Annotated in this window: 6 protein-coding genes; all 6 read right to left on the bottom strand. The window is 45.2% G+C overall.

Features of this window, described 5'->3' with window-relative positions:
* Positions 1-8: 8 nt before the first annotated feature.
* Entirely contained in the window at positions 9-914 is a 906-nt protein-coding gene (locus GK047_RS24345) for an ABC transporter permease (protein WP_205516965.1), read from the bottom strand.
* 124 nt (positions 915-1,038) lie between these two features.
* The gene (locus GK047_RS24340) at positions 1,039-2,607 is read right to left on the bottom strand and encodes a response regulator (RefSeq protein WP_163952636.1); all 1,569 of its coding nucleotides are present in this window, start codon (positions 2,605-2,607) and stop codon (positions 1,039-1,041) included.
* Positions 2,604-4,436 carry a sensor histidine kinase gene (locus GK047_RS24335; RefSeq protein ID WP_163952634.1) on the bottom strand — a complete coding sequence of 611 codons (1,833 nt, stop codon included), beginning with the start codon at positions 4,434-4,436 and terminating at the stop codon, positions 2,604-2,606. Before GK047_RS24335 ends, GK047_RS24340 begins: the two co-directional genes overlap by 4 nt.
* Positions 4,437-4,584: 148 nt before the next feature.
* The gene (locus GK047_RS24330) at positions 4,585-7,068 is read right to left on the bottom strand and encodes a WG repeat-containing protein (RefSeq protein WP_163952632.1); all 2,484 of its coding nucleotides are present in this window, start codon (positions 7,066-7,068) and stop codon (positions 4,585-4,587) included.
* 167 nt (positions 7,069-7,235) lie between these two features.
* Positions 7,236-7,760 (bottom strand): hypothetical protein, encoded by a 525-nt coding sequence (locus GK047_RS24325; protein ID WP_163952630.1) that lies wholly within the window; start codon positions 7,758-7,760, stop codon positions 7,236-7,238.
* Between the two features lie 389 nt (positions 7,761-8,149).
* Positions 8,150-14,608 (bottom strand): cadherin-like beta sandwich domain-containing protein, encoded by a 6,459-nt coding sequence (locus GK047_RS24320; protein WP_163952628.1) that lies wholly within the window; start codon positions 14,606-14,608, stop codon positions 8,150-8,152.
* Positions 14,609-14,615 lie beyond the last annotated feature (7 nt).

Here is a 14,615-nt window from a genome sequence, read left to right as displayed (position 1 = left end):
ACCTCCTGTTAAAAGACGGCATACTCTTTCTCAATTTTACGAACGGTGTAGTTGGCCAGCATGACTAAGATTAGTCCCACTACGGACTGGTACAAGCCAGCTGCCGTACTCATGCCAATATCCCCCGTATTAATCAAACTGTTGTAAACAAACGTGTCGATCACATTAGTAACTGCATACAGAGCGCCGGAATCCTTAGGGATTTGAAAAAATAACCCAAAATCGGAACGGAAAATCCCCCCCAATGCAAGTATGGTCAAAATAATCATGAGCGGCTTCAGCTGTGGAAGCGTAATGTAGCGAATCTGCTGCCATTTGGTCGCCCCATCGATCATAGCAGCTTCATAGTAGGAACGATCAATCCCTGTAATCGCGGCAAGATAAACGACGCTGCCATATCCAACTGATTTCCAAATTCCCATTATGATTAAAATATAAGGCCAGTAGGTTGTATCCGCATACCAACTGATTTTCTCCCCACCCAGCGAAAGGATAATTCGGTTCAGAACCCCTTTATCTACGCTAAGAAGGGTAAAAGCAAAATAACTAATAATGACCCAGGACAAAAAGTAAGGCATAAACATGGCTGTTTGATAGATCTTCGCCAACTTTTTGCTCAATAGCTCATTCAAAATAATCGCAAACGTAACTGCACATACAAGTCCAATAAAAATTAAAGCTAAATTGTAAAGCACCGTATTTCTCGTAATCAGAAACGCATCATCGGTGGAAAACAAAAACTCAAAGTTTTTTAAACCGACCCATTTACTATTGAAAACGCTCGCAAAAAATCCTTGCGGACTAATATGGAAGTCCTTGAATGCTAAAATGGAGCCAAACATAGGCAAATAGGCAAATATCACAAAGTATAGCGCTCCTGGCAGCACCATAAAGAGGAATGCTTTGTTCTTCATGACATTCTTGACTGTACGCGGCACGGCTTCTCCCCCTTTATCTATCGCTTACCCTTATTATGCCAAGAGTGTCATAAGGCTCGAAAGTAGATAAATGCTAAATCGGGATGGATAAATTAAAGATTTACTTTTTGGCATACATCGATCTTAATTCTGTCGGAGAAACTCCAGCGTATTTCTTAAATTGCCGATAGAAGTAAGAAGTGTCCCAATAGCCCACATCTTGGGCGATTTCTGCCGTTTTACGGTCGGTGTATAGAAGTAAGTGGGTCGCTTTCTCGATGCGATACTGATTCAAATAGTCTGAAAAGCTAGTCCCTACCTCTACGTGGAAAAGTTGTCCCAAATAGTTCGGGTGCAGTTCCACTTTATGTCCCCATGTTTTTAAAGATAATTCCTCTTGATAATGTCCATGAACATACTCCAGAAGCTCGGCAACATGCGGACTATACGCTTTCTGAGGATCGCTATGTATACGCTCCAAGGTTCGGTCTATCGTCGTGATGACATAATTCTTCAATCCGCTCAACGTATGTAAAAGAGAGAGAGGGGCAAAAATTTCCGTGTAATCCTTGCTCTTCTCTCGATCTTTGGCGGCCAGCATCAACTGGATAGCCACGTTAAAGAATAACGACCTGAGCGGCGGAAGTTCCTTGTCCTCTTGCTGAATGGACAGGGCCGCTTCCACATAGGCATGGATACGTTCTTCCTGTCCTTCCATCAAAAGCTGAGCAAATGCTTCCATGCCCACAGGCTGCTTGCCAGCGGCGCGTTCGATTTCTCCCTTCTCAGATAGCTTGAGGAATACGGTCTGATCTCCGCTCGGCAGTAAATGCTCTTGAAACCAGTGTTTTATGGTCGTGTAACTGTTGGCTGCGCTTAGATAGTCTTCTTTGGATCCATCAAATACGCCCCATATGGGGAACCCTGTAACCTCGCTTAGCCAATTCACCATACGCTCAAGAGCAAGGTAACAAGCTTCTTCATTGTCCGGATCAGGCATGGCGAAGATAACAACAAGATTGTCATCTCCATCTGGAAAACAGACGACTTCACTGGATACAGACAACTGTTCTTTGGCCATCTTCTCGCATTGTTCAGCGAGCACGTCCAATCTGTGAAGTCTGGAGGACAATTCGCTTTCATATACAATTTTCAAAGAAGCCACCTGATAATATGCATGAAACATCGGAATGCCTAGCAATGCAGCCCGATTCTTAAGTTCTTGACCTTCAATTTCTCCACTCAACCAACGCTGAAGGATATTGTTGCGAAGCACTTTCCAATCCTCAGCGGAGCGAAATAGGGTAAATTCCTCCCGTTCCCAGTCTCTAAGAATGTGCTTAATCGTTGACTCCAATTCGTCGATATTAATTGGCTTTAGTATATAATTTTCTATCCCTAACGTGATCCCTTCCTTGACATACTTAAACTCCTCGTATCCGCTCATGACAATGAATTTCGTGCGCGGATGCATCGTTTTGACCTTCCGAATTAAATCCAAACCGCTTAAGCCTGGCATCATAATGTCTGTAATCAGCAGATCTACCGGCTCATCCTTCAGCTTCGCCAGCGCTTCTGTCCCGTCCATTGCGATACCTGCGACAGTCAGACCCAATTGCTGCCAATCTACGACGGATGGCATCCCTTTGGCAATCAATGGCTCATCATCGGCAAAAAAAACTTTTCTCATGCGAGGGGTTCCTCCTTCCAAGCAGGTATTTCCAACGAAACCTCCGTCCCTTCGTTCACTTCACTCCAGATACGGATGCCATATTCGTTCCCATAAGTTAACCTTATACGTTCATTTACGTTAAATAAACCAAGAGAATTGCTGGGCAAGCTCTCCATCGAATGATTTTGCCTCAACCTTTTTTCAATTCCAGCTAGTGTTTCCTTCGTAATCCCCTTTCCATTGTCCATAACCTTGACTACGATCCGCTCGTTTACAATATGCGCCGTAATAGAGATGCGGTTGTCAGTGGCATTAGGTCGAAACCCATGCACAACGTAGTTCTCTACAATCGGCTGGATGAGCAGCTTAAGCACCTTGCAATTAGCAATTGAGCTGTTGATTTGCGTATGGACGATGAGCGTATCCTCATAACGGAATTGGAACAATTCCAAGTACGAAGCACACATGGCTATTTCTTCCGAGAGTGAAATATTCGTTTTGTTACGAATCATGTTACGGAAAATGTCTGCAAGCAAATAAATCATTTGCCCGACATCTCTATTTCCAGAAGCTAAAGCTTTCATACGAATACTCTCCAGCGTATTGTAGAGAAAATGCGGATTAATCTGCGCTTGTAAAGCAGACAATTCAGCGCTTTTCTGCCGAATTTCAGATACGTACATATTCTCGATATAGGACTCCAAACGATCGCACATATAATTAAAGCTCTCTGATATTTGTTGAAGCTCATCCTCGCCCTCCATCCGGATACGCGCTGATAAATCTCCTCCTTGCAGCCGGCTCGTATGCAGCATGATTTTCCTGATCTTTTTGGAAAAACGTCGAATCACCGTGAACGTAAAAGCAAAGCTTACTACGATACAAAGCAAGGTGACTCCAATCAACGTATTACGAACCGTATGAACACTCTCCTGAATCGTCGATATGGGTATGATTCCTGCAATGACTAATCCTGTATTCCCTATATTGATTAGGTTTACTTTGGAGGGCTCTTCCAATGCGTACCATTCCTTGGGAGTCTGCAGTTCTCTCCAATAAGGGTACGTTTTACCATAGTATTCATTGCCAGAATCATAGATAACCTCACCGCTTGGCGTGACAATGACGAACTTGCCTCGCTTGTCTTCCGTCATGCCGGGAATCGATTTAATAATTTGATCCGTATTAAAATCAAAAATCATCAGTCCATTCGTCTTTAGCGAAACGGGGTCCTGAAGCGTCCTTGCATACATAAATAAAGACTTTCCTTCCAGCTTTCGTTCGAGTAAAGCACCGTCCTCCAAGCTTCTCCAACTTTGATTTTTCAGCTCTTTGAGCCACTTCGTTTCTTCCAGGTCACTTATCGGTGAAGTGATGCGATCTTGATAGCTCTGATTTAGAATGTAAAAAAATCTCTTCTCATAGCTGTAAAGGATAAGGTTTTCAATGCCAATTTCACTCTCTACGATTGATTTCAAATAGGTATCGATCCCTTTTCCTTGGTAATTCTCGCTATTGAAATAGCGATTTAGCCGATGTTCCAAATAGGTGGTATATTCATGCGTCAAAAAATAGTTCAAGTCTTCATTGACGACAGCATCTGTGTACAACTCCTGAATATTGGATTGCATTCTTTCCACCTGTTGATTCATGTAAACGCTAACAATATCAATCGTTTGCAGATTCTTATCCATCTTTTCCTGAATCACTCGCTGCTCATAGTACCGATAGACTAAGAACGACACCGTTACAAACAAAATAATCAAAGCAATGGAATAAAGAAATAAAATTTTATTAAACATTTTTCTCTTCAAATGGTTCTGATAGAAGGTTCCGATTCTAGGCATGAGTCGCCCCCTTGTTCAAACTGATTGCGCGTTTAGTTTACCACCGAATCTCAAAAAATGGCAAACCCGATTGTTAAGGGAACAATAAAAAGCTGTTAGGAAGTCACAATTCTGACTTCCTAACAGCTTGAGTTCGATTTTAAACCATTTACAGCTGGATCTTGTATTTGGCGCTCAGTAATTGCTTAGCTTTCGCTTTCATACGATCATTGCCATTCAGATAGGCTTTCTTCAAAGCAAAGATTGCATAATCGGGCGTACGTTCATTTTTACTAAATGCAAGACCTGCATCATAATAGTTTCCATGCTTCTGTGCATGATTTAAGACGATAAACGGGTCCATGTTGGCGGCTTCCTGATAAATTTTCTCTCTTGCTGCTTCTTCTCCATACAAATCTGCCGTATACAAACGGTAAAATTGCAAAGCTTTCACGTCAATTTTACCTGCTTCAGCTGCTACCATTTCGGATTCCACAACTAAATTACGGTCCTCGTATAAATGGCCCAGTTCTGCAAGAACAGTTGCGTATTGCATGTACAGCTCAGCATCATTAGGGGTAGCGTCGATCTTACGCTCATATTTCTGCTGAATGTCATGAACCATCTGATCCTTAATTTTAATAAGTCCCTCTGCAGCCACTTGTATTGCCGCCTTAGCTGCTGCAGCATCGGCTGAATCCTCGCCTTGTACAGTCACCCAATGCTCAGTGGCTTGCCCATAGGCACTCATTCGCTCAACATACGCAGTATCTAGCCCATCGAACAAGCTCGTCTCTATATCAGCAGGTTGATACGGTGCGTAGTCCACCTGTGCTCCTACACTTTGTGAAATAAAGCGTACTGGAACAAGTGTATTACCTTGGATGACTTTAGGTGGAACGGGCAGGGTCACCGATTTACCATTAACTGTCGCTATCGGATTATCTACTTGTAAAACGATGTTCACACCATCTTTAGAAGCATTTATCGTCTTCGTTTGACTATTCCAGTCCAGTTTAAGATTCAAACTTTCTAAAATAGCGCGAAGAGGAACCAACGTACTTCCTTCCACAAGAGCTGGCGGTACTTCCAAGTCAAGCAAAACGCCGTTAACTTCAATAACGTTACCTGCCACCATAACAAGATTTATTTCTTGGCCATTCTCATTTAACGGTTTAACAGGATTGCCCTTATGATCCAGATAAATTGTTTGGCCACCATCTTGAACACGGAATAAAGCGCCATTTGCTTCATAAGCGAAATCATACTTCGGTTGGACAACGATCATACCCTTCTGATCGATGAAACCCCATTTCCCCAATTGCTTCACAGGCGCATAGCCCATCTTAAATGAACCGGCAAAATCGTACTGCATCGCAATAACGGTTTTGCCCGATGGTTCGATGTAACCGTATTTACCACCTGATTGTACGGCTGCCAACCCTTCGGAGAAAGGAGCTGCATCCTCATACTTGGCAGGTATGACTTGCTCTTCCTCTTTGTCGATATAACCCCATTTTCCTTGTATGCTTACTGCGGCCATTCCACCCGAAAAGTCCAATGCCTTCGTATATTGGTAAGGGATCGCAACCTCGCCCTTTTTATTGATATAGCCATATTTCCCTTTGATTTGAACTTTCGCCAAACCTTCCGAGAACGAACCCGCATCCTCGAATGAATCAAAGAACTGGATATTGCCATCACGATTAAGGAAAGCAAAGTGAGTACCCGTCACGACAGGAGCAAAATTTTCCTTGTAATCAAGCGCACTCTCATACATGATACTTCCAACTGCTTTTCCGCGCTTATTAATGTACCCGAATTTGACGCCATTTTTATCTTTTTTACTTACAATGGCGTTATCATTTGAGAATTCAGAAGCAGAATCATATTGTGGGGTAATTACCGTGTTCCCTTTTGGATCTATATATCCCCAGCTGCCCTTCACTTGGACAGCGGCAAGACCCTCAGAGAAATTTCCCGCTCCCTCGAATTGTGGTTGGATAAAGACCTTTCCAGCCTGATCCATGAATCCATATTTCCGACCAATTTTCATAGGATACAACGTTTGAGCATTTGAGGAAGCGTCTGTACCTGGTGATACGCTTCCGCTAGACGATCCTCCACTGTTTGTTGAACCCGAGGATTTCTGAATCAAGTTAATCTGCACTTTTTTACCAGCGTCAATGGAGGATGAGTAGCCTAGAATTTGAAAGAAATCAATGGGGATAAAAGGAATATCCCCTTCCAAATGCACGGATACCGTTGTAGACAAGGTGGCATCCCCCAGTTTCTGATGATCAGTCCCCACTATTTTTACTTTATTGGAGTTTACTTTCATCTGGTATTCCGTTTCATTACGTGTGTCCAAGACACTAATCGCACCATTTTTCTCCGTGGTTAAAAGGATCAAATCTGGCTTCTCAACGGTATAATAGCGTTCTAAGGTGAAAAGTGGGATCATAGGATGTCCATCTTTCACGATAATTGTAGCTGTTTGGGCGTACTTTTTGGGATCGCCTAATGAAGTCCGATAATCAATCGTTACTTCGCCGTTTTCCTTGATTTCAACCTTTTGTTCGGCGTATACGACAGAACCGAATTGTAAAACTAGCACACAAATCACGATATAAAGAATCAATTTCTTAAACAAGTGTACATCCCCTTAAATATATAAGGTAGAAATTTGGCATATTTCCCCTTTATCACTATAGCATTTATAGTCAAAAAGAACGATACCACCTCAAACATATACATTCTCTCGTGTTTAAAAAGCCGAATGCTTCATCGCATTCGGCTTCTTGTCCACGCATTAATATCTTACAATACAAAAAATTGACTAATAAACACTACACCTGTGGATGACTTAATTTGCAAAACAATCCCTGTCCGATCACCTTGTACCGCCACTAAGCTGTTACTTGGCAGCAGCGGGGTAATCAAGGCGCGAAGTCGAATGTTGTTGCCCACTTTTGCAGCTTGGACGAGTTGAGTTGCGAACGCATTATCACGGCTGATTTTGCCGTATAAACGTAAGACTCTCTTAGAAATACTTCTTAGGCTACTTACTGTCAAACGAACGTTTCCTTTCGTATTGGTCGCATTTCCGACTTCATTCGCTGGAGCTGGCGCAGCAAATTGAATGCTAAAGCCAAATGTATTGGAACCAACACTATTGAAGCCTGATGTCACTTCCTTGAACAAGCGATTAATTGTATTGAGGTTAGCGTTCCGAATCGCAAGGGTTAAACGTGCCGCGTATAGCGGACTTAAAGCAATTTTAAGGTAAATTGGCAAGCTCTTCCTGGCTGCTTTGCGCAGCGCCACTACAGTTAATTGACTCAATGTAAGTTTCAACTCCCCTACCATTTAATACGATAGTATATTAAATATTAATAGATTTGCTTGGGCGAGTCGGGTTCAAATACACGAAAACTATAATTTGTGCGCATGTTCCTATCGAAATCGATTCAGTGGTGGATTATCCAATCCATGGTCAACTCATTACCACGCAGCAATTTCTCGGTTCCCTGCTCATTGCTGGTCGCGTTACCTTGGCATTCCTAGCGCTGTCCAGAAGGAACTCCCCTAGTGGGTTTGCTCAATGAGGAATGGAAGATAATTTCCAATTTAAATTAAAATCCCTTCTAACCATCAAAAAATCCCGTTGAGCCTAAGGCCCAGCGGGATTTTTTATCTCTTATTTTTCTAAATCTTATATCAGCATTCTTTTATTACGGAATGATCACCGCATTGCTAGTGCCATCTTCGTAGCTAGTGTTGCTGAATGATTGCGAGGCTGACTGAACATCCAGCCAGAACCAATCCTTTTTGCTAACATCGCTCCAAACGTCCTTGCCCAGCTCTGGGGTCGGACGTCCGAGAAGGGAATTCATTGCTTTAACCGCTTCTGCTCGTGTTAATTTTTGATCTGGCCTGAATGAGCCGTCTTCGTAACCAGCTACCAATCCTGCAATCTTCGCCGTTTGAATGTAATTAGCTGCCCAGTGACCTTTGGTGTCAGTGAAAGATTGGGCACTTTCAGCTACTTCTAGCTTTTTGAGCCTTACGATGATGGCAGCTAATTCTGCTCTAGTAATTGGTGCATCTGGCTTGAACGATCCATCCGGATAACCACCTAGCAATCCTGCACCTTGCACTTGATGAATCACATCCGCCGCCCAGTGGCTATCTGATACATCCATAAACTTCTGCAAGCTGTTCAATGGTTTCGGAAGATTCATTGCTTTTACCAAAATCGTTGCTGCTTCTGCTCGCGTGATTGACTGGTAGGGTTGGAACGTCCCATCTGGATAACCATCTGTCCATCTCGCGTAAGTTACCGTTTCGATTGGCGTCTTCTGAATTTCAATCAAACTGAAGGTACTGAATTTAGTAATGACAATCTCAATACTTAACGGATTTTTTTGCGCATCGTATTGAATAGTGCCTTTTAGTAGTTCCTTCTCTCCATCGCTATGCTCGATATAGACGCCAAGGGAAGCCAAAAATGCATTTCTTTCCTTCGGATCTACAGGGATCTTAACCCCTTTTAACGAAAAGTTCAGTTTCGTTTCCTGGTTATTCAAGTTTGTCTCAATCGTCATCGGCCATCCAAGAAGCTCCGCTTTTCCATTCCCAGCAGCTTTTGTTACGAGCTGCGCAGCGAGAACCCGCTTCTTAGCTGCCTGCTTCATTTCATTCGTTTGATTCGAAATAAAGCGGACATAGAGCTCTTCTTTTAATTGCAGCGCGCCAGTGATTGTAGCTTTGGGAAGTGTAACTTGCACATCTTCAGTTACGATACTCACTTCCGAACCCCATCCGACCAAATCCTGCAAAGTATTCTTAGGCAGATTGATCATAAACTCATCGCTGCCTTCCGGAATTTGCGGAATAACCAGTTTAAGTGAGTTTAGCTTGCCTCCTGCTGCTTCTTCGATTTGTTTGATAACTTCTGGTGTTATAGCAACCCTATCAGTAACCCTACCATTGACTGTACGTTCCCGCTGTACATCAACATGTATGCTATTCCCATTATCCCCTACAATCAGTTTGACCTTAACTTGAGGAGAGATTGGGCCGCCACCGCCGCCGCCATTCCCTTGCTGTTTGTCTTGTTGCTGACGTGTAACAAGCAGTTTGTACGCCTGAGCTGTACCATCTTCAGAGGTAACGACAATCGTAATTTCATTGATTCCATAGGATAGCGGAATGATGTTCGAATTCCCTTGACGATCCACATCTACACCATTAACTTTAATTCTCGATGCAGGATCTGTCGATTGCGGCTTGACGATCAAGTTATACGTGGACTCGCTCACTGTCGCGTAATACTTTCCATCTATTCCTGATGTAACTGCTACCAACCCGTTATTGACGACGATTCCAGCTAAACCTACATCATTCGACGCTGCCCGCGTAAGAGTTATCGTATAGGGTTGTGTAACGCCAAACGTTGGAGTAACCCGGACAAGAATTTCATTTTGGCCAACTGCCAAATTTATTGGAACGCTTGGTGTGCCAGAAACTACCTTCAAGCCCATTACAGTTACTGTTGCGTTTGGATCATACACAGAGGCGGTTACCGTTACCGAGCTAACTGCATAAGGGACACTTCCTGCATAGGTTAAGGAATCAAGGTTAAACGGAGGGGTTAGATCCACTCCACTTACCGTAAGTCCCTTAAGCCCCGCATTACCATATCGCATAATATTAAGTACATACTCCTGAACGGATAAGTCTTGTGCCGTAACCTTAACTAGTATAGGATTCAGCCCATCATTCAGGTCAATCGTCGTAGGCTTCCCGCTTACTACGTTAATGTCGTTAATTGTAAGGATCGACGCTGGGTCATAGACAGTTCCTGTAACAGTCGCACTATAGACTGCACTCGTTACGTTTGCGGAAGCTGTATTCGTAGCCTTATCCCATATAATTTCCTGCGAATTTCCATTTGTGTTAAGAAGGAATGTAAAACTCTTATTATCGCTCTTCGCTCTTACTACCGTAATTGTATACGTCTTCTTCGTGCCATCTTCAGCCGTTACAGTTACCGTGACCGTATTACTCCCTACGATCAGGTTGCTGCCTCCTACCGCGTCGGCAACACTTGCCTTTGCATCTGCCTTCGTTCCAATCACCGTAACGGCTGTCGTGGCATTCGGCACCGGCACCGTGTACGTCAACCTGCCCGGCGCAAATCCTGTTATGCTCGTTCCGTTTACCTTCAAGTCGCTCAAGCTGGCATCACTGTTCTGCGCCGCTCTTACCACCGTCACCGTATAGATAACCTCTGTCGTGCCATCCTGCGCCGTCACGGTTACCGTGACCCTATTATCGCCTACGATCAGATTGCTGCCGCCTGTCACGGTTACAGTTGCCGTTGCATCTGACTTCGTGCCCGTTACCTTAACGGCTGTCGTGGCATTCGGCACATTCACCTTATACGCCAACGTACCTGGGGCAAAGTTTGCTATGCTTGTTTCATCTACCTTCAAGTCGCTCAAATTAGCGTTATTACTCTTTGCTCTTATTACCGTAATCGTGTACGTCTGCGTCGTGCCATTCTGCGCTGTCACGGTTACCGTAACCTTATTATCCCCTACGACTAGGTTACTGCCGCCTGTCACGACTACAGTTGCCGTTGCATCTGCCTTTGTTCCCGTCACCGTAACGGCTGTCGTGGCATTCGGCACCGGCACCGTATACGCCAATGTGCCAGATGCAAAACCCGCTATGCTCGTTTCGTCTACCTTCAGGTCGCTTAGGCTCGCGTTATCGCTGCCCGCTCGCACCACCGTTACCGTATACGTCTGCACTGTGCCATCCTGCGCTGTCACGGTTACCGTAACCTTATTATCCCCTACGACCAGATCGCTGCCGCCTACCGCGTCAGCGACACTTGCCGTTGCATCTGCCTTCGTTCCCGTCACCGTAACGGCTGTTGTAGCGTTCGGCACATTCACCTTATACTCCAACTTGCCTGAGGCAAAGTTCGTTATGCTCGCTCCGTCTACCTTCAAATCGCTCAAGCTGGCATCACTGCTCTTCGCTCTTACCACCGTCACCGTATAGATAACCTCTGTCGTGCCATCCTGCGCCGATACCTTTATCGTGACCGTATTATCGCCTACGATCAGATTGCTGCCGCCTGTCACGGTTACAGTTGCCGTTGCATCTGCCTTCGTGCCCGTTACCGTAACGGCTGTCGTGACATTCGGCACATTCACCTTATACGCCAACGTACCTGGGGCAAAATTTGCTATGCTTGTTTCATCTACCTTCAAGTCGCTCAAATTAGCGTTATTACTCTTTGCTCTTATTATCGTAATCGTATACGTCTTCTTCGTCGTGCCATCCTCAGCGGTCACGGTTACCGTGACCGTATTACTTCCTACGGTCAGGTTGCTGCCACCTGCCACGACGACAGTTGCCGTTGCATCTGCCTTTGTTCCCGTCACCGTAACGACTGTCGTCGCGTTCGGCACGTTCACCGCATACGCCAACGTGCCAGACGCAAAACCTGTTATGCTCGTTCCGTCTACCTTCAGGTCGCTCAAGCTCGCGTTATCGCTGCCCGCTCGCACCACCGTTACCGTATACGTCCGCACCGTGCCATCCTCAGCTGTCACCGTTACCGTAACCTTATTATCCCCTACGACCAGATCGCTGCCACCTACCGCGTCAGCGACACTTGCCGTTGCATCTGCCTTCGTTCCCGTTACCGTAACGGCTGTCGTCGCGTTCGACACTGGCACCTTATACGCCAACGTGTTAGGCACAAAACCCGTTATGCTCGTTCCGTCCACCTTCAAGTCGCTCAAGCTGGCATCACTGCTCTTCACTCTTACCACCGTCACCGTATAAACAACCTCTGTCGTGCCATCCTGCGCCGTCACCTTTACCGTGACCGTATTATCGCCTACGATCAGATTGCTGCCGCCTGTCACGGTGACAGTTGCCGTTGCATCTGCCTTTGTTCCTACCAACGTAACAGATGTTGTAGGGTTCGGCACATTCACCGTATACGCCAACTTGCCTGAGGCAAAGCCCGTTATGCTTGTTCCGTTTATCTTTAAATCGTTCAAATTAGCGTTATTGCTCTTTGCTCTTATTACCGTAATCGTGTACGTCTTCTTCTTCGTGCCATCCTCAGCTGTCACGGTTACCGTAACCGTATTACTTCCTACGGTCAGGTTGCTGCCACCTGCCACGACGACACTTGCCGTTGCATCTGCCTTCGTTCCCGTCACCGTAACGGCTGTCGTGACGTTCGGCACGTTCACGGTATACGCCAACGTGTCCGACGCAAAGCCCGTTATGCTCGTTCCGTCTACGAATAAATCGCTCAAATTTGCATTTTTAGATTGAGCCGCACGGTTTACTGTTATCTTATAAGTTCTCTTCGTTGTCCCATCCTCAGCGGTCACATCAATCGTAATTGTATTAATATCTACACCAAGATCAAGTGGTTCGCTCTCTTTTCCGTCACCCACCTCTTTACTATTCAATGTTACTTTAACCTTAGCATGAGACTCATTTACAGTAGGCTTAACCGTCAATGAGTTCACCGCGAAAGGCACATCTGCTGTATACGCTAATGTTCCTGGAGCAAAGGTTTCTTTTAATACAGCATTCGTTGTCGAAAGCCCTTGGAGACTCGCATCGCTGCTCAACACCGTTGTATCGTGATACCCCGTATCGTTGCTTACATCGAGTTCATCGCCTCCCGATACTTCCACCGTACTTCGCAATGTACGTTCAGCATTTGCTGCAACATTAACCGTCACATCAATCGGATAGTTGCTCTCACCATTCAAAACGTCTGAACGTGAACAGGTCAACGTGCCCGCCGGACAATTCCATCCTGAACCCGCTAACTTCGTAGCCGTTAGTCCCGTCGGAAGCGTAATCGTCGCTGTGACTGTGCCATTTGTTTTTACTTTACCGTTATTTCTTACTGTAATTGTATAATGAACGCCCGTTTTTCCTTGAGAGAACGTCCCCGTAGGTACAATTGTAACCTGCATATCCGTTCCTTCTGGATTAACAGCGACATTCCCGCCTGTATTCCCAGTAATTGAAGTACTCGTCAGAATTGGGGCTTTGTTCGCATTGATGAACATCCCGCCTCCGCGCGCAGCCGTATTACTAGTTACCGCCACATTCGTTAGCGAAACGGAACCCGTGAAAAAATCGAGCACCAATCCGCCTCCATCCCCGCCTGCGTTGTTGGCAGATAATGTCGTATCCGTAACAACTGCTGGTGTTCCCAAGTACAGTCCCCCGGCGCGTCCTTCGCTCCCGCCATTTTTGCTAACGGCCGTATTTCCGCTTATAACACTGGAACCAATCGTAACGCTTCGCAACGATTGCGACGCTGATACAATTGCCATCCCTCCGCCAAGCCCATACGAAGTGTTGTTCTGTACGGTAAGGTTCGACACCTCTAGGCCCATATCACCTTCCAAATATGCACCGCCGCCTTGAGAGCCGTAACTAGATGATGCTGACTCTCCTGCCGTATTATTGCGAATAATCGTATCCGTAAGTTGAACTTTCCCTGCCGCAGCCCCCGAAATAAAGAGACCACCGCCAAAACCTTCTTGGGAAGCGATATTTTTCTCAATAATCGATTGGCTGATTGCCAACGTTTTGACCCCTATATCGCCACCAATTCCCCCGCCGCCATATCCGTTAAGATCTGGGGCTTTACCGTTGCGAATCGTCAATCCTTGTATAGTCACATCGTATCCATTTACATCAAGCGCTGGATTAATTTCCAAAACTCTGTGCGTTGCTGCCGCAGCGCTGCTTGCCGCTTGGATGATCGTACTATTAGGATTGTTAGAGCTCCCGATGAGCTTTACCTGATCCTTAATTTCCAATTGCTGCCCTAATGTCAGCGTATAGATATTCTCAGGAATATCTATTACATCTAAACCCGCAAGCGCATTGGTTTCCATTAACGCAGCACGCACCGAACATTGACCATTACTATCTGCACATGCCCCATTGCCAGGACTGCTATCTACTGAATCTGCAGTTGTCGTCACCGTAAAAGACGCCGCGTAAGCCGAACCAGCAAGCCCCAGACACGCACCTACTAGTAATAACATCCATAACATTACAAATCTTATATTTCTACGATTAAAAAGAGAAGACCCGTATCCTTCACGTTCATCTATCACTTCCCCA

The sequence above is a fragment of the Paenibacillus sp. SYP-B3998 genome (assembly GCF_010820665.1).
GTDB lineage: Bacteria > Bacillota > Bacilli > Paenibacillales > NBRC-103111 > Paenibacillus_E.
Note: the sequence above shows the minus strand (reverse complement) of the source record. Positions and strands in the feature narration are given on the sequence as shown.

Coding starts and splice junctions, on each gene's coding strand:
- GK047_RS24345 (WP_205516965.1), bottom strand. CDS start 914: ATGAAGAACAAAGCATTCCTCTTTATGGTGCTGCCAGGAGCGCTATAC.
- GK047_RS24340 (WP_163952636.1), bottom strand. CDS start 2,607: ATGAGAAAAGTTTTTTTTGCCGATGATGAGCCATTGATTGCCAAAGGG.
- GK047_RS24335 (WP_163952634.1), bottom strand. CDS start 4,436: ATGCCTAGAATCGGAACCTTCTATCAGAACCATTTGAAGAGAAAAATG.